The organism is Alphaproteobacteria bacterium, assembly GCA_005883305.1.
Taxonomy (GTDB): domain Bacteria; phylum Pseudomonadota; class Alphaproteobacteria; order Sphingomonadales; family Sphingomonadaceae; genus Allosphingosinicella.
In genome coordinates, this window is record VBAC01000001.1 from 2,264,969 (window position 1) to 2,286,075 (window position 21,107).

The 21,107-nt window shown below is 67.9% G+C and carries 17 protein-coding genes; 7 read left to right on the forward strand and 10 right to left on the reverse strand.

The annotated features are described in order from the left end of the window. Positions 1–142: 142 nt before the first annotated feature. The gene (locus E6G92_11295) at positions 143–403 is read left to right on the forward strand and encodes a hypothetical protein (protein ID TMJ20301.1); all 261 of its coding nucleotides are present in this window, start codon (positions 143–145) and stop codon (positions 401–403) included. A 75-nt stretch (positions 404–478) separates the two neighbouring features. On the opposite strand, the gene E6G92_11300 is transcribed toward E6G92_11295, so the two are convergent. After that, the gene (locus E6G92_11300) at positions 479–1,126 is read right to left on the reverse strand and encodes a TetR/AcrR family transcriptional regulator (protein TMJ20302.1); all 648 of its coding nucleotides are present in this window, start codon (positions 1,124–1,126) and stop codon (positions 479–481) included. Between the two features lie 73 nt (positions 1,127–1,199). Here E6G92_11300 and E6G92_11305 point away from each other — a divergent pair, with 73 nt between their 5' ends. Continuing rightward, positions 1,200–1,523, forward strand: a complete 324-nt coding sequence (locus E6G92_11305; GenBank protein ID TMJ20303.1) for a hypothetical protein — start codon at positions 1,200–1,202, stop codon at positions 1,521–1,523. 22 nt (positions 1,524–1,545) lie between these two features. Here the strand turns inward: E6G92_11305 and E6G92_11310 are convergent, their stop codons facing one another. From E6G92_11310 to E6G92_11320, 3 genes are all read right to left on the reverse strand, one after another. Beyond that, positions 1,546–3,888: an EAL domain-containing protein gene (locus E6G92_11310; protein ID TMJ20304.1), complete on the reverse strand. Its 2,343-nt coding sequence runs from the start codon at positions 3,886–3,888 to the stop codon at positions 1,546–1,548. Between the two features lie 130 nt (positions 3,889–4,018). Next, on the reverse strand, positions 4,019–5,899 hold the full coding sequence (locus E6G92_11315) for a M1 family metallopeptidase (protein ID TMJ20305.1): 1,881 nt from the start codon (positions 5,897–5,899) through the stop codon (positions 4,019–4,021). Positions 5,900–6,112: 213 nt separating this feature from the next. Further along, the gene (locus E6G92_11320) at positions 6,113–8,053 is read right to left on the reverse strand and encodes a S9 family peptidase (protein ID TMJ20306.1); all 1,941 of its coding nucleotides are present in this window, start codon (positions 8,051–8,053) and stop codon (positions 6,113–6,115) included. Positions 8,054–8,130: 77 nt separating this feature from the next. On the opposite strand from E6G92_11320, the gene E6G92_11325 reads away from it, so the two are divergent. Both E6G92_11325 and E6G92_11330 read left to right on the forward strand, forming a co-directional pair. Then, complete coding sequence (locus E6G92_11325; GenBank protein TMJ20807.1) at positions 8,131–9,240, forward strand: DUF47 family protein; 1,110 nt, start codon at positions 8,131–8,133, stop codon at positions 9,238–9,240. Next, the gene (locus tag E6G92_11330) at positions 9,240–10,241 is read left to right on the forward strand and encodes an inorganic phosphate transporter (protein ID TMJ20307.1); all 1,002 of its coding nucleotides are present in this window, start codon (positions 9,240–9,242) and stop codon (positions 10,239–10,241) included. Before E6G92_11325 ends, E6G92_11330 begins: the two co-directional genes overlap by 1 nt. 4 nt (positions 10,242–10,245) lie before the next feature. Here E6G92_11330 and E6G92_11335 read toward each other — a convergent pair whose 3' ends face one another. Continuing rightward, positions 10,246–11,625: an L-serine ammonia-lyase gene (locus E6G92_11335; GenBank protein ID TMJ20308.1), complete on the reverse strand. Its 1,380-nt coding sequence runs from the start codon at positions 11,623–11,625 to the stop codon at positions 10,246–10,248. Positions 11,626–11,694: 69 nt separating this feature from the next. Between E6G92_11335 and pabB the strand changes: the two genes are divergently transcribed. Beyond that, positions 11,695–13,383, forward strand: a complete 1,689-nt coding sequence (gene pabB / locus E6G92_11340; GenBank protein ID TMJ20808.1) for an aminodeoxychorismate synthase component I — start codon at positions 11,695–11,697, stop codon at positions 13,381–13,383. Positions 13,384–13,399: 16 nt separating this feature from the next. Continuing rightward, positions 13,400–13,891, forward strand: coding sequence for a peptide-methionine (R)-S-oxide reductase MsrB (msrB, locus tag E6G92_11345; GenBank protein ID TMJ20309.1), 492 nt, complete (start codon positions 13,400–13,402; stop codon positions 13,889–13,891). A gap of 129 nt (positions 13,892–14,020) precedes the next feature. Here the strand turns inward: msrB and pdeM are convergent, their stop codons facing one another. The 4 genes from pdeM to E6G92_11365 all read right to left on the reverse strand — a co-directional run bounded on the left by pdeM (position 14,021) and on the right by E6G92_11365 (position 17,289). Continuing rightward, positions 14,021–14,683, reverse strand: a complete 663-nt coding sequence (pdeM, locus tag E6G92_11350) for a ligase-associated DNA damage response endonuclease PdeM (GenBank protein TMJ20310.1) — start codon at positions 14,681–14,683, stop codon at positions 14,021–14,023. 362 nt (positions 14,684–15,045) lie between these two features. After that, on the reverse strand, positions 15,046–15,534 hold the full coding sequence (locus E6G92_11355; GenBank protein TMJ20311.1) for an Hsp20 family protein: 489 nt from the start codon (positions 15,532–15,534) through the stop codon (positions 15,046–15,048). Between the two features lie 310 nt (positions 15,535–15,844). Then, positions 15,845–17,038 carry a membrane dipeptidase gene (locus E6G92_11360; GenBank protein ID TMJ20312.1) on the reverse strand — a complete coding sequence of 398 codons (1,194 nt, stop codon included), beginning with the start codon at positions 17,036–17,038 and terminating at the stop codon, positions 15,845–15,847. Between the two features lie 29 nt (positions 17,039–17,067). Then, a complete protein-coding gene (locus E6G92_11365; GenBank protein ID TMJ20313.1) occupies positions 17,068–17,289 on the reverse strand; it encodes a hypothetical protein in 222 nt (73 codons plus the stop codon). A gap of 203 nt (positions 17,290–17,492) precedes the next feature. On the opposite strand from E6G92_11365, the gene E6G92_11370 reads away from it, so the two are divergent. Beyond that, entirely contained in the window at positions 17,493–18,665 is a 1,173-nt protein-coding gene (locus tag E6G92_11370) for a calcium-binding protein (GenBank protein TMJ20314.1), read from the forward strand. On the opposite strand, the gene E6G92_11375 is transcribed toward E6G92_11370, so the two are convergent. Continuing rightward, a complete protein-coding gene (locus tag E6G92_11375) occupies positions 18,662–21,091 on the reverse strand; it encodes a ligase-associated DNA damage response DEXH box helicase (protein ID TMJ20315.1) in 2,430 nt (809 codons plus the stop codon). The two genes, E6G92_11370 and E6G92_11375, sit on opposite strands and share 4 nt — an antisense overlap. Positions 21,092–21,107 lie beyond the last annotated feature (16 nt).

A 21,107-nucleotide genomic window follows, 5' to 3' on the forward strand; every position in this document is an offset into this window, starting at 1 on the left:
GTCGTCAAGTCGCTGAATTCATTGCTGCTACAAATTTAGCAATTCCGATCAATCCCTTTTCCGTCTTAGTGATATAATACAGTTCGCGTGCGGTTGCGAGGGGGCCGGCGCACGTGAAACGTCACTTGAGAAGAGGATGGTCATGCGTAAGATATTGATCGGCAGTCTCGCTTTCGCGCTGCTTCCGGCCGCCGTGCCGGCCCGGGCCGGGACGGCGAGCCCGAACGCCGCCGGCGCTTCGCCCCCAACGTCCCAGCAAGCGCCCGCTCGCGAGGCGGCGCCCGATCCCAACCGCCAGGTTTGCGTGACGGAGCGGCTGAGCGGGTCGCGCATGCCGCGGCGCGTCTGCCGGACGGCGCGCGAATGGGAATTGCTTCAGAACGACGGTTCCGAGGACCGTTGACCGATCGCCTCACGGCAGGGTGAGGCGCCGGGAGGGGTGGATCCGCAACCGCCCCTCCCGGATATTTCTATCCGCTCAGCGATCGTTGGTGGGGTGGCCGACCAGCGCCTTGACGAGGTCCAGCGCCCGGTCGGCGTGGCTGCGCAGCTCCTCGCGCGAATAGCCGGCTCTCGCCCGGCCCGACAGCTCGTAATGGTTGGCGACGAGGATCATCGCCAGCGTCCGAGGATCGACGGTGGCGGGGATTTCGCCATCCTCGGCGCCTTTCTCGATTCGGCGCAGGAAGGCGCGCTCGAGCGACTCCATCGATCCGCGAACCACCGCTGAAATCTCCGGGCATTCCGAAGCTTCGGGCATCGCCGTCGACATCATGAAGCAGCCGCTTCCGTCGCCCTTGCCGCGCAGGAACTTGTCGATCGAGCGCTCGGTCACCTCGTAGAGCGATTCGAACAGGCCGGGCATCGCAAAGGCGGCGGCGAACTCGGCGCGCACCTCGGCGAGGTAATTGTCGAGCGCCGCGAGATAGAGCGCCTTCTTGTCCCCGAACGCGCCGTAAAGGCTCGGCTTGTGAAGGCCCGTGGCCGCCGAGAGCTGGTCCATCGAAGTGCCGGTGAAGCCGTATTTCCAGAACGTGTCGCGCACCCGCTGCAGCACCTCGTCGGTGTTGAAGCTGCGCGGCCGTCCCCGGGGCGGGGCGCTTCGTTCGGCGGCTTTCTGTACCATACGTTAAATAATCCTTGCGGCCCGCATTTGTATACTATACGGTATGGTATATAAATAGCAGAAGGAGGTTGCAATGACCAGATCGATTTTTCTCACGGCGCTGCCGCTCGCGGCCGCCCTGGCATCGGTCCCGGCGGCAGCGGTTTCGGACTCCGACGGCCGCGCCGTCGCGCAGTGCCGGGCGGAGCTGCTCGGCCGGTTCGACGAAGGCGCGATCCGTTCGTACCGGATCGGCGAGATCGCCGGGTCCGCGCGAAGCACGCGGGTCACCTTCTACGTCGATGCGGACCGGCGCTACAGGTTCGAATGCGCCGCGGACCGGGCCGGGCGGATCGTCGCCGCCTCGTTCGATCCCGCGCGCGGAAACGACCGCCAGCTCGCCGCCGGCAACCGCTGACAACCCGCGGCGGCTGGGCGCCTTAGGCGCTCAGCCGTTGCTGGAGGCCGTGGACCAGCTCGCTGGCCTTCTCGAAGTTCATCGGCCGGCCGAACAGATAGCCCTGGATCTGGTGGCAGCCGAGCTCGCGCATGCGGGTGAAATCGTCGGCGGTCTCCACGCCCTCCGCGGTGACCGTCATCCGGAAGCTCTTGGCGAGTTGGACGATCGACTGGATGATCGCCACAGTTTCCTTGTTGTCGGCGGATTCGCGGACGAAGCTGCCGTCGATCTTGAGCTTGTGGAAGACGGCCTTGTTGAGATAGCCGAGCGAGGAATAGCCGGTCCCGAAATCGTCGAGCGCAATTCCGACGCCCAAGGCGCGGAGCCGCTTCAGCACGTCGACCGCGTTGGCCGAATCGCCGAGGAAGATCGATTCCGTCACTTCGAGCTCGAGCCGGTCGGGCTTCAGCCGGTATTTGCGCACCGCCTCGTGGATCGTGTTCGGCAAGGCCGGGTAGATGAGCTGCTTGGCCGACACGTTGATCGCCACCGAGACGTGGTCCGGCCAGCTCGAAGCGGCGCGGCAGGCCTCCTCGACCACCCATTCGCCGAGCTCCATGATCAGGCCCGATTCCTCGGCGAGCGGGATGAACATGTTGGGCGGCACGATTCCGCGGGTCGGATGGTGCCAGCGGATCAGCGCCTCGAAGCCGGTCAGGCTCTGGTCGGCGGCGCTGATCAGCGGCTGGTAGAGCAGGCGGAACTGCTTGGCCTTGATTCCGGCGCGCATGTCCTGCTCGAGCCGGATACGGTCCTCGGCCTCGCTTTGCATGTCGGCGTTGAACATGCAGCAGGTGCCGCGGCCCTGGTTCTTCGCCTGGTAGAGCGCGAGATCGGCCTTCTGGATCAAATCGTCGACGCTCTGGCCGTCCACCGGCCCGAACGCGCAGCCGATCGAGACGCCGATGCGGATCTCCGCCTTGTCGATGTGGAAGGGCTCGGCGATCGCCGCGATCAGGCGGTCGGCCAAGGTTTCCACCAGGCGGCGGCTGGCGGCGTCCTTGATGACGATGGCGAACTCGTCGCCGCCCATCCGGCCGACATGGCCGATCCCGCCCGCTTCCTTGACCAGCCGCTGGGCGACGCTCTTGAGCACGATGTCGCCCTTGGGATGGCCGAACGTGTCGTTGACCGGCTTGAAGCCGTCGAGATCGAGGAACATGATCGCGCACGGCGCCTCGCCTTCGGCGGAGCCCGACAGCGCCTCGCCGAGAAGCTGGCGCACGCGGCCGCGATTGGGCAGGCCCGAGAGCACGTCCATGTTGGCGAGGTTGGTCAGCCGCTCCTGGGTGCGGCGGACGTCGGTCACGTCCTGGCCGACTCCGCGAAAGCCCTGGAAGGTGCCGGCCATGTCGACGATCGGATCGCCCGACAGGCTGATCCAGCGCGAGCCGCGGCGGGTCTGGAGCTCCATCTCGAGATTGGCGAAGGGCTGGCGGGAAAGGAGGATCCGGCCCAGAGCGCTGGTTCCGCCGAGCGAGGCGGGCAGCGAATGGCCGATCATCTGCGTGCTCGATCGGCCGAGAAGGGCGGTCATCCGGGTGGAGATGTAGACCACCCTGTTCTCGGCATCGACCTGCCACAGCCAGCCGACCCCGCGATGCTCGTACTCGTTGAGCAGGAGGCGGATCGATTCCGCCTGGGCGCGGGCGCGGGCGAGCACCTTGAGCTGGCCGAAGATCCAGCGGGTCAGCCGGGCGATCCCGAAGGCGCTCGTGCCGGCGACCAGCATGAAGGCGAGCGCGAGCTTGGGCTCGAGGGTCCAGCTTCCGAAATAATAAGCGAGGCAGAAGGCGCCGACCAGAGTGGCGATCCAGGCCAAAGCCGCGGCCGGCAAGGCGGCGAGCGCGACGGCCGCGCCCATCATCGCCGCCATCGCCCCGCCGATGACCACCTGCACATGCGCGGGCTGGGTGGCGAAGGCGTAGGTGGGAAGGGACGACCACAGGCCGGCAAGCCCGACCGCTTCGCCGATCGCGAACCATCGCGCGCCGGGCTTGGCCGTGCGGCTGTTGCCCCAGGCGGCGATTTCCAGCGCCCGGCGGCACGAGGCCCAGTTGACGAAGGCCACCAGCGCCGCCCAGCAAACGATCAGCTTGAGATCGACCGAGCGGTACATCGCCCAGGCGGTGAGCAGCGCCGCGGCCACGGCCGAAACGGCGAAGAAGGGGGCGAACAGGGCGCGCGCCTCGACCTGCCCGTTGCGCAGGTGGGTGTCGCGCAGCTGCTCGTTGTCGAGGTCGAGGGCGACCGAATCCGTCGCCTCCAACTCATGGTCGGCCGCTGGCAGCTCCGGATCCGGGGAAACAGGCGCGTGGTACATTGAAATCCATCGGCTCGAGAGGTGTGGAATCTCCCTAATCCGATAGGCTTGATGGAAGGTTAAATTCGGCGCGGAAATCGCCCTTCGTTTCCGCCCCTAAAACATTCGTGAAACAAGGTCTTTCTTAGCCTTAACGGCCGAACAGGCGGTCGATCGGCCCTTGGCTCACGCTGTGATAGGTCGGCCGGGCGCGCGCATAGATCCGCTCGGCGATCGGCCGGCCCCACCCTCCTTGGCGGACCAGCGTCTGATACAGCGGCTGGACGAACTTGCGCCGCCCCTGGCCGAGCAGAAACCGCTCCGCGGCCGGGATCGCGGGCTCGTAGCGATTGCCGAGCGCGAGCTGAAGCCAGGCGAAAAGCACCTCGCTGTTGCCGCTTTCCGAGAGATGGAAAGCGTCATCCATCTCCGCCAGGCGCGCCGCCGGAAGCTGGCGGGGCAGGGCCTTGAGGAAGCGGACTCGCTCCGCCCAGTTCCAGGCGGCATAAGGCACGGCGCGCGCAGCTCCGCCGGCGTTGAACGCGCTCGCCGCGGCATCGACCGCGGCGAAAGCCGCGGGATCGGGCCGGGCCGCATTTTCGGGAAGGCCGGGCTGATAGACCCAGCGGTCGAGATCGAGCCGCCGCTCCAGCGCAGAGTCGCCGCGGATCAGGTTGGCGCGCAGATCGGCGAGGAAGCGCGCCGAAGTCATCGGCTCGAAGGCGTGGCGGTCGAAATAGGAGCGGAGATAGGAATCCCATCGCTCCCGCCCGACGGTCCGTTCCAGCGTGCGCAGGAAGATCGATCCCTTGTCGTAGACGATGCCGCTGCTGCCGCCGTCGGGATCCTCGTCCGGCGCGTGGAGGGCCGTCGCCGGAGAGGTCGGGCCGAGCTCGCGCAGGGCGGCCTGCATCTCGTCCCACGAAAGCGATTCCTCCTGGCCGGCGCGGGCGCGGCCGTAGAGCGCCTCCATGATCCGGTTCTCGAAATAGGAGGTGAAGCCTTCGTTCAGCCAGGAATCGGGCCAGACCGCGTTGGTGACGAGATTGCCCGACCAGCTGTGCGCCAGCTCGTGCGCGACCAGAGCGACGAGGCTCCGGTCGCCGGCGATGAAGGTCGGCGTCAGGAAGGTGAGCGTCGGATTCTCCATACCACCATAGGGGAAGGAGGGCGGCAGAACGATCACGTCGTAGCGGCCCCAGCGATAGGGGCCGTAGAGCCGCTCCGCCGCCTCGACCATGCGCTCGGTGTCGACCAGCTCGGCCGCGGCCCGGTCGAGCATCGCCGGCTCGGTCCACACGCCCGTGCGCGGCCCGAGCGCGCGGAAAGCGATGTCGCCGGCCGCGATCGCGATCAGATAGGGGGCGACCGGATGAGTCATCCGGAATCGATAGGCGCGGCGGCCGCGGCCCGCCGGCTCGCCCTCCGGAGTCAGCCGTTCGCCGGACATCACCACCTTCAACGGCTCGGGAGCGGTGATCCGCGCTTCCCAGGTCTGGCGGATGCCGGGGCTGTCCTGAGTCGGGATCCAGCTTCGGTTGAGGATCGCCTGTCCCTGGCTGAACAGATAGGGATGGCGGCGCCCGGCGGTCTGCTCCGGAGTCAGCCATTGCAGCGCTTCGGCCCCGGGGGCGGAGCGATAGCGAATGACGATCCGCCGCGCCGCTCCGATCTCCACGGTCAGCGGCTGCCCCCGCCGCGCGTCGCCGGCGCCCAGCGCGTGGTGCAGCGCCCGGCCGCGCTGATCGGCGATCCCCTGAATCTCCAGCCCTTTGGAATCGAGGACGATCTCCCGCGCGCCGGGCGCGGCGGCGATATCGAGCGTTGCGGTGCCCGCCATGCGATGCGCCTCGAAATCGGCGTCGAGGTCGAGCGCGACATGGGTGACCCGCGCCACCTCGGGCCTCGCGAAGCTCGCCGAGTCCCGAGCCTCCGGCGTTGTCAGGATCGGCGCCACCTGGCGCGCCGGCGGCGTCGCGGGGCTCATGGCTCCGCATAGAACCAGCAGGGCGGCGAAGGCAAAAACACGCATCGAAGGGCTCCGGAGACGGGAGGGTGCGGACCTGGGCTGTATCGACACGCTCCCTCTCCCATGGGGAGAGGGCTGGGGTGAGGGGTTCGGGCGTGGTCGAACAATCACCGACGCCGTAAACCCCCACCCTACCCTCCCCCTCAGGGGGAGGGATTAGACAGCCGAATATCGATACGACCTAGCCCAAACGCCCTCCCGCGCAAGTCTTTCCGGTCACCGCGTCCCGCCCAGCAGATTGGCCTGCCAGAACAGCAACCCGACCCAGAATTGATAATCCTGGTTCTCCTTCTTGGCGAAGCCGTGGCCCTCGTTCTGGCCGATCAGATGCCAGGCCGGGCGTCCCGCGGCGCGGACCGCGGCGACCATCTGGTCGGCCTCGGACTGCGGAACGCGCGGATCGTTGGCGCCGGTCACCACCATCAGCGGGATTCGAAGCTCGGAGACCCGGCTCAGCGGGCTGATCCGGGTCAGCGCCGCGCGCTGGGCCGGATCGCGCTCGTCGCCATATTCGACCCGGCGAAGGTCGCGGCGATAGGCCTGCGTGTTTTCGAGGAACGTGACCCAGTTCGAAATGGCGACGACGCAATTGGCGGCGCGAAGCCGGTCGCCGAAGCGGATCGCCGAGGCGTAGCACATATAGCCGCCATAGGAGCCGCCGGTGACCGCGAAGCGGCTCCGGTCGAGCGCCGGATCGGCCTGCAGAAGGTCGAGGAAGGCGCCGATGTCCTTGACCGAATTCTCCCTCAGCGCCGGGCCGTTGTCGAGGCTGACGAAGCGCTTGCCGTAGCCGGTCGAGCCGCGCACGTTGGGGTAGAAGACGGCGATTCCGAGCTCGTTGATCAGATAGTTGTTGCGGCCGAGGAAGCCCGGGCGCGACTGGCCCTCGGGGCCGCCGTGGATGTTGACGATCAGCGGCCGGCGGCCCGGGAAGCGCGCGGGATCGGGCCGGTAGAGGAAGCCCGAAATCCGCTCGCCGTCGAAGCTGCGCGCCTGCACCAGCTCGGGCTCGACATTGCGCTCCGGATCGAGCCCGCCGGTCTCGCTTCTGGTCCAGCGGGTCACCGCGAGCGTCTGCGGATCGACCGAATAGGCGTCCGAAGGGCTTCGCGCCGAGCTCAGGCTGAAGCCGATCGCGCCCCAGGGAGCGATTTCGAGGCCGCCGATCGTCCCGGCCGGTAGCGCGCCGACGAGCCGGGCGCGCCGGGTCGCGGTGTCGAGCAGCCGAAGCCGGCTGATCCCGGCCTCGTTGGTGGTGAAGGCGATCAGGCGCCCGTCGGGGGAGATGTCGAAATTCTCGACGTCCCAGTCGATGTCGCCCACGACGGCGGTGAACCGGCCGGTCGCCGGGTCGATCGTGCCCAGGCGCTGGAAATCGGAGCCCTCGTCGGAGGTGACCCACAGCGTCCCGTCGCGCGCGAAGCCCGCGCCGCCATAGGCGATATCGCGAGCGGGATCGCCGATCGGCGTCATGACGCCGCTCGCGACGTCCATCAGATAGAGATTCGATTTGGTGACGGAGATATAGTTGAAGACCGCCGCCCGCCTTCCGTCCGGAGCGAAATCGGCGATCTGCCAGCCGCCGCCATGGACCTCCGCGACGAGGCGGTTGGTCGCCGGATCGCGCGGGTCGATCACGTAGAGATCGGAATCGGCGCCGTTGCGGCGGGTCGAGCTGTAGCCGATCCAGCGCCCGTCATGGCTCCAGGCGCCCATCTCGTTGCGGCTGCGGCCGTCGGTGAGCAGCCTCAGCTGGCCGTTCTGAAGCGTGTAGAGCTGGAAGAATTCGCTCCCGCCGACATCCTTCTGCACCGCGAGCACGTCGCCGGCGGGCGACCAGCTGCCGCCGACCGGCTCGGCCTCGAAGCTCAATTGCTCGCGCGCGCCCATCGGCATCGCGACCCGGTGAAGCTGGGCGGTGCTGCCGAACCGCGTGGTGATCAGCATCGAACGGTCGCTCGGGCTCCAGCCGGAAAAGCCGGCGGTGCGGTATTCCATATAAGGCCGGGTGCGCGCGGCGAGCTCGGCCGGGACGGGAGGAATGCCGTCCGCGGTCAGCGCCGCCGGCTTTTCCACGGCCGGAGGGGCGGCGGCCTGCTGGCCCAGGGCCGCTCCCAGCGGAGTCAACAAAAGAGCTGCGGCGAGCCTGAAACGCATGGAAATTCCTCTCCCGATGGTTATTCGGTTGATAGGGGGCGTGCGCAGCGCCCGCAATGGCCGGAGCGTTCGGATTGATCACCCAATATGGAGCGCTGCCCTACCGGATCGACGAGGAGGGGCGGATCGAGATCCTGCTCATCACGTCGAAGGAGCGGATGCGCTGGGTGATCCCCAAGGGCAATCCGATCCCCTTCTTCCTCAACTACGAATGCGCCGCGCGCGAAGCGTTCGAGGAGGCCGGCGTGGAAGGCAAGATCGCCGTCAATTCGATCGGCGCCTTCCGCTACGACAAGAGGCGTGGCGGCCGCGCGGCCCGCGCCAGCGTCACCGTCTTCCCTTTGCTCGTCACCCGCGAGGCGCATCGCTGGCCCGAGCGCGGCCAGCGCGTCCTTCGCTGGTTCAAGCCGCAAGACGCGGCCGACGCGGTCGAGGAGCCGGAGCTCAAGGCGCTGATCCGGTCGTTCAGCGCGGAAGAGGGTCACTATCCGCGCGCCTCACTGGTTGTTATGGGCGTCAACCGATTCTCCTGGGGGTACAGGATGCTGAGCTTCATCCGAACGATCATGCCGAAGGAGGACCGCTTCTTCGACATGTTCGAGCGCCACGCGCATATTCTCGTCGCCGGGGCCGACGCCCTGGCCAAGATGGTCTCCGGCAACGAGCCGATCGCCGAGGCCTGCAAGCATATCGCGGCGCACGAAAATGCCGCCGACGAGGTCACTCGCGACGTGCTCGTCGCGGTGCGCCGCTCGTTCATCACCCCCTTCGACCGGAGCGCGATCACCGCGCTCGCCTCCTCGATGGACGATGCGATCGACGAGATGTGGCAGACGGCCAAGGCGGTCACGCTCTACGAGGTCGAAAGCTTCGAGCCGCAGATGCGCGAGATGAGCGACGCCGCGGTGGAGGCCGCCCGGCTGGTGCTGGAGGCGGTCCCCTTGATGCGCAACATCGGCAAGAATGCCGGCCGGCTTCACGAGATCACCGAGTCGATCGTCCATCTCGAGGGCAAGGCCGACGGCCTCTACAGCGCCGGATTGAAGGCGCTGTTCCAGCAGCACGGCGCCGAGCGGCCGATGGCCTTCTTCGTCGGCCGCGAGGTCTACCGCCATCTCGAGCGCGTGCTCGACGGCTTCGAGGACGTCGCCGACGAGATCCAGGGCATCGTGATCGACCACGCCTGATGGACGGGACGCTCGCCTTCCCGCTGCTGGTCGCGCTGATCGGCGTCGCCTTGCTGTTCGATTTCCTGAACGGCCTTCACGACGCCGCCAATTCGATCGCCACCGTGGTCTCGACCCGAGTCCTGTCTCCGCAGCTCGCCGTCGCCTGGGCCGCCTTCTTCAACTTCATCGCCTTCCTCTTCTTCGGCCTCCACGTCGCCGAGACGATCGGCAAGGGAATCATCGAGGCCGACATCGTCACGCCCGGAGTGATCTTCGCGGCCCTGATCGGCGCGATCTTCTGGAACGTCATGACCTGGCTGCTCGGCATTCCCTCCTCGTCGAGCCACGCCTTGATCGGCGGACTGCTCGGCGCGGGAGTGACCAAGGCGGGCGTCGGCGCGGTCGTCTGGTCCGGGGTGATCAAGACGACGCTCGGTATCTTCATGGCCCCGATATTGGGAATGGTCACCGCCGTCCTGCTGATGACCATCGTCGCCTGGCTGTTCCGGCGGATGGCGGCGAACCGCGCCGACCGAGTCTTCCGCCGCACCCAGCTGTTCACTTCGGCGCTCTACTCGCTCGGCCACGGCGGCAACGATGCGCAGAAGACGATGGGGATCATCGCCGTCCTGCTCTACTCGCAGGGCCTGCTGCAGGGCGAGTTCCACGTGCCTCCCTGGGTGGTGATCGCCTGCCAGGCGGCGATGGGCCTCGGCACCTTGATGGGCGGCTGGCGGATCGTCCACACGATGGGCTCCAAGATCACCCGAATCACCCCGCGCGAGGGCGCCTGCGCCGAGTTCGGCGGCTCGATCATGCTGTTCGGAGCGACCTGGCTCGGAATCCCCGTCTCGACCACCCACACCATCACCGGCTGCATCATGGGCGTCGGCGCGGCGCGGCGGGTCTCGGCGGTGCGCTGGGGAGTCGCCGGCAACATCATCATCGCCTGGTTCATCACCATTCCCGCGGCAGCGGCGATCGCGGCCCTGACCTTCTGGCTGACCGAGGTCTTCTAGGGCCTCAGCACTCCACCACGTTGACCGCGAGCCCGCCGAGGCTGGTCTCCTTGTAGCGCTCGTTCATGTCGAGGCCGGTCTTGCGCATCGTCTCGATCACCTGGTCGAGGCTGACGCGGTGAGAGCCGTCGCCGACCAAAGCGAGGCGCGAGGCCTCGATCGCCTTGACCGCGCCGACCGCGTTGCGCTCGATGCACGGCACCTGGACGAGCCCGCCGACCGGGTCGCAGGTGAGGCCGAGATTGTGCTCCATGCCGATCTCCGCCGCATTCTCGACCTGTCCGGGCGTGCCGCCGAGCGCGGCGGTGAGCCCTGCGGCGGCCATCGAGCAGGCCACTCCGACCTCGCCCTGGCAGCCCACCTCGGCGCCGGAAATGGACGCGTTTTCCTTGAACAGCGAGCCGATCGCCGCGGCGGTGAGCAGAAAGATCCGCGTGCCCTCGTCGGTCGCGCGCGGGGTGAAGCGCTGGTAGTAGCGAAGCACCGCCGGCACGATCCCGGCGGCGCCGTTGGTCGGCGCGGTGACGACCTTGCCGCCGGCTGCATTCTCCTCGTTGACCGCCAGCGCCCACAAATTGACCCAGTCGATCACCGTCAGCGGGTCCTGCAGTGCGCGCTCTGCCCGCTCCGTCAGCAGCTTGTGCAGCCCCGGGGCGCGCCGCTTGACGCCGAGGCCGCCCGGCAGGATTCCGGCTTGGCCGATACCGCGGTCGATGCAGGCGGACATTGCGGCGGAGATTTCGTCGAGCCGGGCGTCGATCTCCGTGTCGCTCATCCCGGCCCGCTCGTTGGCGCGGGCGACGTCGGCGATGCTCATGGCGCGCTCGGCGGCGAAGGCCAGCAGCTGCTCGGCCGAGCTGAACCGGCAGGGCACGTCCCACGCCCCTTCCGGCGGCGCGTTGCGCGCGACCGCGGCCTCGTCGACCACGGCCCCTCCGCCGACCGAATAGGAGATCCTGCTGTCCAGCACGGCACCCTCGCTGTCGCGGGCCGTGAAGCGCATGCCGTTCGAATGGTGAGGCAGGCGCTCGCGCTGGAGGAAGCGGACGTCGGCGGCCTCGTCGAAGGCGATGTCGCGGGTTCCGCCGAGCTTCAGGCGGCCGCTGTCGCGGATCCCGCGCACCGTCTCGTCCGCCGCGTCGGGATCGATCCGGTCCGGCCGATGGCCCGTAAACCCGAGCAGGATCGCCCGGTCGGTAGCGTGGCCCTTGCCGGTCAGCGCCAGCGAGCCGTAGAGATCGACCTCGACCCGCGCCGTCCGCTCGATCAGGCCCGCGTCACGCAGCCCCTCGACAAAGCGGCAGGCAGCGGTCATCGGGCCCATCGTGTGCGAGCTTGAAGGACCGACCCCGATCTTGAAGAGGTCGAAGACGCTGCAGACCAAGATTTCTCTCCTGTGGGCGGCAAATGGGCCTGTGGCGCGCGCATGGCAAGCGTGAGCGCGCCCTTCGTCCTGATCGACGACGCGCGCCCGGGCGGCCGCACGCGCCTCTTTTCCGGTCTCGAGGACGTGGTCGAAACCCGCGACTTCGCGCGGGTGCGCGATTGCCTGCGGAGCCTGCGCGGCAAGAGCGCGGCGGGGTTCATCACCTATGAGGCCGGCCATGCGCTCGAGGACAAGCTCGCGCCGCTCCGCCGCCCGCCGTCGGACGAGGCGCCGCCCCTGCTGTGGTTCGGCCTGTTCGAACGCGAGGAAGCGATCGATCCCGAGTCCTTCCTGCCCGATGGGGCCGGCGCCTGGGCCGGCGCGGCCCGCCCTTTGATCAGCAATGCGGAATATCGGACGGCCTTCGCCGCGGTGAAGACCCATATCGAGGCGGGCGACGTCTACCAGGCCAATCTCACCTTCGCCGCCGAGGTGCCGTTCGCCGGCCATCCGCTGGCGCTCTATGCGGCGCTGAGAGAACGCGCGCGGGCCGGCTACGGCGCGATCGCCTTCACCGGGGCCCACTGGATCCTCAGCCTCTCGCCCGAATTGTTCTTCACGCTCGATGAAGGCCGCCTCACCGCCAGGCCGATGAAGGGCACCGCGCCTGCGGGCGCGGACGTCGAGGCGTTCCGCGCCGATCCCAAGCAGCGCGCCGAGAATCTGATGATCGTCGACCTTCTGCGCAACGATCTTTCGCGCGTTGCCCGGCCCGGCACGGTCGCGGTGCCCGAGCTGTTCGCGGTCGAGACCTATCCGACCATCCTTCAGATGACCTCGACGGTGACCGCCGCGCTCGCCGACGGCCTCGGCCCGGTCGACGTGATCGAGACGATCTTTCCTTGCGGCTCGATCACCGGCGCGCCCAAGATCCGCGCGATGGAGGTGATCGGCGCGCTCGAGGCGGCGCCGCGCTCGGTCTATTGCGGAGCGATCGGCGCCCTCGGCGCGGATGGATCGGGCGCGTTCAATGTTGCCATTCGCACCTTGGTGCTGAAGGAGGGCGATCGCACCGCGAGGATCGGACTCGGCTCGGGAATCGTTGCGGACAGCGTTGCGGACGACGAGTGGCGCGAGTGCCTGGCGAAAGGATTGTTCGTGGCGACGACGCGCACTTTCGACCTGATCGAGACGATGCGCTTCGATCCACGCGAGGGCATCGCCCATCTCGACCGCCACCTCGCGCGGATGAAGGCGAGCGCCGACGCGCTCGGCTTCCGCTTCGACCGGCACGAGGCGCGCAACGACCTTCAGGCCGCCTCCTTCCGCGCGGCGCCCGGGCGCATCCGGCTGGCGCTTTCGCGTAGCGGCGCGCTGTCTATCGAGCTCAGTCCTCTAGGCGATCCTCCGGCCGAGCCGATCGAGGTCGCGCTCGTGCCCCTGCCGGTGTCGCCCGACGATTTCCGCCTTCGCCACAAGACGAGCGACCGCGCTTTCTACGATTCCGCACGCGATGCAGCGGGCACGTTCGAGGTGGCGTTCACCGATGGCGAGGGCTTCCTGACCGAGGGGAGCTTCACCAGCCTGTTCGTCGAGCGCGACGGCGCGCTGCTGACGCCGTCGCTGGCGCGCGGCCTGCTGCCCGGCGTGCTTCGCGGGGCGCTGATCGACGAAGGGCGCGCGCGCGAGGCGGACCTGGTTCCGGCGGACCTCGCCGAAGGCTTCCTCATCGGCAACGCGCTGCGCGGCCTCGTTCGCGCCCGGTTAAGGTCGTGAGCGCCAGAAAGCGCCGATGAACATGAATCGACGCGCGTTCCTGGCCTCGGGCGCCGCGGCCATGGCCGTGGCCGTCGCCGCCACCTTGCCCGGCCGGGGCGCCGAGGCCCAGGCCGGGCGTTTTCCCGTCCGCCTGACCGATGCCGAGTGGCGCCGGCGCCTCAGCCCGCGCCAATATGCGGTCCTTCGTCAGGCGGCGACCGAGCGGGCGGGATCGAGCGCTCTCAACGCCGAGCACCGCCGCGGCACCTTCCGCTGCGCCGGCTGCGCCCATCCGCTCTTCTCCTCGACGACCAAATTCGACAGCGGCACCGGCTGGCCGAGCTTCTTCCGGCCGCTCGCCGGAGCGGTCGTCACCCGCGAGGATCGCGGGCTCGGCATGGCCCGCACCGAAGTGCTCTGCGCCCGCTGCGGCGGCCATCTCGGCCACGTCTTCAACGACGGCCCGCGCCCGACCGGCCTGCGCTACTGCATGAACGGCGATGCTATGATCTTCAGCGCGGCGTAGCGAAAATCCTCCCCGGAACGGGGAGGGTAACCGTCCGAAGGACGGTGGAGGGCTCGACAGACTCCGAGCCGGCCCCACCACCACGGCGCTTCGCGCCGCGGTCCCCCTCCCCGTTCCGGGGAGGAATATTCAAGCCGCGATCGGGAATCTCAACAGCCGGTCCTGCACCGGCACCAAGGCCTGCGCGCCGGTGCCCACGGCCCGAACGATCTCCGGATGATGGGCGTCGAGCCCCCCGGTAAGCGACCCGAATGCGGGAAGGATCAGCTTGGTCGCGGTGGCGACGAAGCAGCGGCGCGAGACCTGGCGGCCGCGATGCGTGATCCTGAGCTTAGGATGGAAATGGCCGCTCAACTCCGGGCGGGTCTCGGAAGGCTCCGCCTCGTGCCGAAGCACCAGTCCGTCGACCTCCGCCTCCTCGACGAGCGCGCCGCCACAATGGTCGACGAAACCCGAGTCGTGATTGCCGACGATCCAGGTCCAGCGAGTCGTCGAGGTGAGCGCGATCAGAGAGCGTCGCGCATCCCCGGGCAGGCGATCGCAGCCTTCGCGGTCGTGGAAGCTGTCGCCGAGGCACCAGATTTCCTCGGCCGCGGTCGCCGCGACGATCAGCGACAGATCGGCCAGCGTCGCCGCCGAATCGTAGGGCGGAAGCATCTGCCCTCCTTTGGCGAACCAGCTCGCTTTCTCGAGATGGAGGTCGGCGACGAGCAAAGCCCGGCGCGCCGGCCAGAAGAGCGCGCCCTGGGACAGCGCCATCAATTCGTGGCCACAGAACGAAAAGCGAACCATCGGCCGGCTATAAGGCCGCTCCGGCGCCGGTTTCAAGCGTTCAGAAGTGCAGGGTGATGAGCGAGAGGAAGGACGAAGCGTCCGCCCGGGTGGTCCAGAAGAGCAGGCCGCCGGCAAGGAAACCCTGGCCTACCAGCGCGAACGGGCTTTGCAGCTTCTTCCAGAACCTGGTCACGTCTTTCCTCGCTCTTCATCCGGTCCGCCCTCGGGCGGCCGGCTCCTTATCGGGCACGCTGCGCGGCGCACCTCGTGAATTCGACCATCGCGGCCTGAAGATAAACAGACTGTGAATCGGTTCGACGAGACGCGCGATTCGCACGACGAGGGGCCGGCGCCGAACGAATCCGGCGCCGGAACCAGGTTTACGCGGCGGTCGCCAGCTCGCCTTCCTTTTCGTTGCGATCGGACGAAGCCTCGATCGTCGCCGGCTGGGCGCCGCCGATGTCGATCTTGCGCGGCTTCATCGCCTCGGGCACCTCGCGCTGCAACTCGATCCGCAGCAGGCCGTCGGCGAGGTCGGCGCCGGTTACCTGGACGAAATCGGCGAGCTCGAAGCGCCGCTCGAACGCCCGGGTGGCGATGCCGATGTGCAGGTAATTGCCGTCGCGGCCCCGCTCCTCGGACTTGCGGCCGCTGATCGTCAGCATGTTCTGGTGGGCGACGATCTCGATCTCGTCGCGCTTGAACCCGGCTACGGCGAGGGTGATCCGGTAGCTGTCGTCACCGAGCTTTTCGATGTCGAACGGCGGATAATTGTCCTGCTCGGCGCGGCTCGAATCCTCGAGGAAGTCGAACAGGCGGTCGAAGCCGACGGTGGAGCGCCGGTAGGGGGTGAAGTCATAGCCTCTCATCTCATGTCCTCCTTAAAGCGACATTTGCGATGGGCCGCCGCGAAGGGCCGGCCCCTCGGGTGAATGACCGGAAGCCGAAGCCTTCCGGCCGAGCGGAAATTTAGGAAGGGCAGAAGGCGGTTCAAGAGGTTGGCGGTTCAAGGGGATTGCTCTCAATTCAGAGTCATTCCGGCGAAAGCCGGAACCTATGAACACGGTATTGGCGGTAGAGCCGCTGACCTTCGCGAACCCTCAAAAAAGGCTCCGGTTCATGGGCCCCGGCCTCCGCCGGGGTGACTCTTTTGGTTTTCTCCGGCGCCCAGCCTAGATGTCAGCGCGTCGCGCCAGCCTGGACCTGGCGCATCACCCGCAGCAGATTGCCGCCCATCACCTTGGCGATGTCGGCCTCGCTCAGACCCTCGCGGCGCAGCCGGGCGCTGATCCGGGGGAGGGAGGCGATGTCTTCCATGCCGATCACCCCGCCGCCGCCGTCCCAGTCCGCGCCGAGCCCGACATGGTCGACTCCCATCACCCGGATCGCGTGCAGCATCGAGCGCATGTAGGCGTCGAAATCGGCGGTGGTGTAGGGGCGCCGGGCGTTCAGCGCGGCGAGATCGGCGGTGAGCCGGCGGCGCTGCGCGGCGTCGAGATTGCCCCACTCCTTCTGCCGGTCCTGAAGCGCCTCGCGCTCGTCGGACAGGTCGTTCTCCACCAGGAACACGCTGTTGATCATCATCAGCCCGCCGGCCTCGGCGAGCCGCCGCATCCTTGCATCGTCGAGATTGCGGCGATGTTCGTGGATCGCCCGCGGGCCGGAATGGGAGAGGATGATCGGCACCCGGGAGAGCGCCAGCATCTGATCGAACGTCTCGTCCGAGCTGTGGCTGCCGTCGATAATCATCCCCAGCCGGTTCATCTCCGCGACCCATTGCCGCCCGAGCGGCGAAAGGCCGTGCCAGCGCGCCTCGCCGGTGGCGCTGTCGGCGAGCTGGTTGGTGCGGCTGTGAACCGGCCCGGCCATGCGCACGCCGAGCCGGTAGAAGGTGGTGAGAAGCGACAGATCCTCGCCGAGCGGCCAGCTGTTCTCGATGCTCTGGAACGCGAAGTGGCGCCCCTGCGCGACGAGGCGCTCGGCCTCGTCCGGAGTCGTCGCGAGGCCGATCCGGCCGGCATTGGCGGCCATGGTGCGTTGGATCGCCATCGCCCGCATCAGCGCCGCGTCGCGCGCCTCGGCATAGCCTTCGCTCGTCAGCGCCCCCTGCGGCGTGTAAATGACGAAGAAGCCGCCATCGAGGCCCCCCGAGTCCATCCGCGGCAGATCGATCTGGCTGTTGTCCTCCTCGTAGCGATGCCTTTGAGCGAAATCCCAGCCGCGCACTTCGAAATAGGTCGGCGTGTCGAGATGCGTGTCGATAACCATCATCCGCTGGTGAGCGGCGCGGTCGGCGGCGCTGATGTCTGGCTGCTGCGCCGAGGCGGGAATGGCGAGGAGCATGGCGAAAGCGGGGAATGACAGCATGCGCATAAGTTCGGCTCCGGCTAGCGAGCCCGACCCTAAGGCTTCGCGAGCAGCCGGTCGAGGTCCCGCCGCAAGGCCTCCGCGCTATGATCGAGCACCTGCTGCAGCAGTGCGGATTTGAGCTCGCCGATCGTGCCCTGAGGAGCGCCGCAGTCGTTGCAGCGAATCGGATCGGCGTCCGAGGGCTCGCCGGCCGGCGGAAGGCTGTAATTGGCGCTGCCGCAGGCTTCGCAGTGGATTTCGACCGAAACGTCCATCTCGCGACTCCCGAAGCCCAAAGAACCCTCAAGGGCCGGTCCGGCCATGGCAGACTCGAACCCGCCCGACAATGTGGACGCGCGCGCCGCCTTATGTTAGGCCAGCGCCCGACTGTCTAATTCTTGGCTGTGGGGATCATCGGGTGGCAAAGCCTTCTTGGGCCAGCTTTTTTTCGCGTAGCGCCAGCTCAAGCCTGGAGCATGTGTGGGATTCCCTCTGGAGTGAGTGGACCGCGAGCCTGCCCCAGCGGCAAGCCGGCATCCGCCTCGTCCAGTTCGCCGCGCAGGGCGCCCAGCCCTCCGTCGAGGCGCTGATTCGCGGCGAATCGGTCCAGCCGCTGTTCCTGACGCTCGACCGTCCGTCCCTTTCGATGTTCATCCCGGTCCCGTCGGTCGCCGACGATCTGCGCGAAGACTCGGCGCGCAGCGACCATGCCGCGACGCTTTCGGCCGATACCCCGCTCGACGCGCCAGGCCTCGATGCGCCGCAACGGAGCGGCACGGTCTCGTTCGCCGGGGGCGCGACGGCGACGTTCGGCGCGCAAAGCCAGATCATCGCCGATCCGGCGGCCAATTTCGCGGTCCTGTACAGCGAGGACTTCCAGTCGGCGCTGGTCATGAACACGCTCAACAAGACTCTGCTCGAGGGCGGACCCGGCAATTTCCCGGAACTGAGCCGCGGGCCGGACGACGTGCTCGAGCTGACCGGCGATTTTTCCGCCGGCTTCGCGCTGCCGTCCCAGCCCGGCGACATCGATGCCGTCCTTCTTAGCCCCGGGCACGACTACAATTTGATTTCGAGCGACGACAATGTCGGCGCCGGCGAGACGATGACGATCAACGGCGTGCCGCTCGGCGCCGGCAATCAGGTGATCTTCGACGGCAGCGCCGAGACCGACGGAAGCTTCGTCTTCCTGGGCGGCCAGGCCGGCGACACGTTCATCGGCGGAGCCGGCGACGACCAGATACTGGGCTTGGGCGGCGCCGATACGCTGGCCGGCGGCGGCGGCGCGGACACGTTCGTCTACTTCGGCGCCAGCCAGTCGACCGGGGATCATTACGACACGCTGGGCGATTTCAACGCTTCCGAGGATCGGATCGACCTCCCCGGCTCGGTCGCCGGCTTCGGCGCGCCGGTCACCAGCGGCGCTCTCTCGCATGCGAGCTTCGGCGCCGATCTTTCCGGCGCCATGGCCGGTCTCGGCGCCGCAAACGCGGCCTGGTTCACCCCGGACAGCGGCGATCTCGCCGGAACGATCTTCCTCGTCGTCGACGCCAACGGAATCGCCGGCTACCAGGAAGGCGAGGATTACGTCTTCGCCGTCGGCGGCTCTCCGCTCGCGGACCTCACCGGCCACACCGACATCTTCGTCTAAAGCCGGTCTACCCGCATCGCGATCTCGGCGAGGCTTTCCGCCTCGATCAGCAGGCTGTCGTCGACCGTTCCGGTCGCGGTCCGCTCGCGGCCGATGATCACCAGCACCGGCACGGCCATCGGCGACACGCGGTCGAGCGCGACGTGGACCATCGTCCCCTGCGCGCGGTCGAGCAGCGAGGCGAGGCGGCCGACGTCGGTCATCCGGGTCCGCGCGTCGTTCCACGCGGCCTTGAGCAGCAGATGGTCCGGCTCATAGCGGCGCAGCACGTCGTATATGAGGTCGGTCGAGAAGCTGACCTGGCGGCCCGACTTGCGCTTTCCCGGATGGTGCCGCTCGACCAGTCCGCCGATCACTGCCACCTCGCGGAAGGCGCGCTTCAAGAGGCTCGAATTCTGAACCCATTCGACGAATTCGTGCTCGAGAATGTCCGACGAGAAGAGGGCGGCGGGATCGGGGATCGGATCGAGCCCGTAGCAGGCGAGCGCATAATCGTTGGACACGAAACCGAGCGGCCTAAGCCCCGCGCTCTCCATCCGCCGCGTGATCAGCATGCCGAGAGACTGGTGCGCGTTCCAGCCTTCGAAGCTGTAGGCGACCATGTAGTGGCGATGCTCGTGGGGGAAGGTTTCGACCAGAAGCTCATCCGGAGCCGGTAGCTTCGAGCGGTAATCCTGGACCTGCAGCCAATCGCGCACGTCGTCCGGGAAGCGCGGCCATTGCTCGCGGTCGTGGAGGAAGTGGCGGACCCGCTCGGCGAGGTTGGTGCTCATCGCCATTCGCGCGCCGAGATAGGTGGGGATTCGCGCGGACTTGGACGAGGCGCGAACGATCAGGTCCATTCCGTCGATCCGCTCAACCTCGAGCACCAGGCCGGCGAAGAAGAAAGTGTCGCCAGGAGAAAGCGTGGCGGCGAAATTGTCCTCGACCGTGCCGAGCTTTCGCCCGCCCTTGAAGCGCACGTCGTAGAGCGGGACGTCGACGATGATGCCGGCGTTCATCCGGTGCTGCTGGACAAACCGCGGGTGGCTTACCCGCCATGTTCCGTCAGCTTCCCGAGTCAATCGCCGGAACTTGTCGTAGGCGCGCAGGGAATAGCCGCCGCTTTCGATGAACGAGAGCACCTGGCCGAACAGCTCCTCCGACAGCCCGGCATAAGGCGCGGCGCCGCGCACTTCGTCGAGCATCGCCGCCTCTCCGAATGGCGCGGCGCAGGCGCAGGCCATGACGTGCTGGGCGAGCACGTCGAGCGCTCCGGGGCGGAACAGCTCGGCGTCGAGCTCGCCCTCGTCGATCGCGTCGAGGGCGGCGCGCGCCTCGAGATATTCGAAGCGGTTGCCGGGCACGAGGATCGCCTGCGAAGGCTCGTCGAGCCGGTGGTTGGCGCGCCCGATCCGCTGGAGCAGGCGAGACGAGCCCTTGGGGGCGCCCATCTGGATGACGAGATCGACGTCGCCCCAGTCGACTCCGAGATCGAGGCTGGCGGTGCAGACCAGGCCGCGCAGCCGCCCGGAGGCGACCGCCGCCTCGACCTTGCGCCGAGCCTCGATCGACAGCGAGCCGTGATGGATGCCGATCGGCAGGGTCCGCTCGTTGACCGCCCAGAGGTCCTGAAAGATCAGCTCGGCGAGGCTTCGCGTGTTGCAGAAGATGAGGCTGGTCTTGTGCCGCTCGATCTCCTTCATCACCTGCTGCGCCGCCCAGCGGCCGCTATGGCCGGACCAGGGGATCTTCTCGTCCTCGGGCAGCATGATCGCGATCTCGGCCTCGGCGCCGGGATCGCCGCGGACCAGATCGACCATCTCCGGGTCGCCGTGCGGCGCGAGCCAGCCCTGGAACGCCTCGGGATCGGCAACCGTGGCCGAGAGGCCGACCCGCCTGAGGTTCGGCGCGATTGCCTGGAGGCGCGACAGCGAAAGGCTGAGAAGATCGCCGCGCTTGCCCGTCGCGAAGGCGTGGATTTCGTCGACGACGACGCAGGACAACGACTCGAACAAGGTGAAGCTGTCGGGATGGCTGAGCAGCAGGCTCAGCGATTCCGGCGTGGTCAGAAGGATCTGGGGCGGCCGAACGCGCTGGCGCGCCTTGCGGTCGGCGGGCGTGTCGCCGGTCCGGGTCTCGACCCGGATCGGCAGGCCCATCTCGGCGATCGGCGTCAGCAGGTTGCGCTGCACGTCCACCGCCAGCGCCTTGAGCGGCGAGATGTAGAGCGTGTGCAGCCCGTCGGTCGGGGCCTCGATCAACTCGGCAAGCGTCGGCAGGAAGCCGGCCAGAGTCTTGCCCGCCCCGGTCGGCGCGACGAGCAAGGCGCTCCGCCCGGCCCGCGCCGCTTCGAGCATCTCGCGCTGGTGCCGCCGAACCTCCCAGCCCTTGGCGGAGAACCAGTCGGTAATAACATTCGGCAGAAGCTGGGAACCGTCGGGCATCGAAGCCATATAGCTT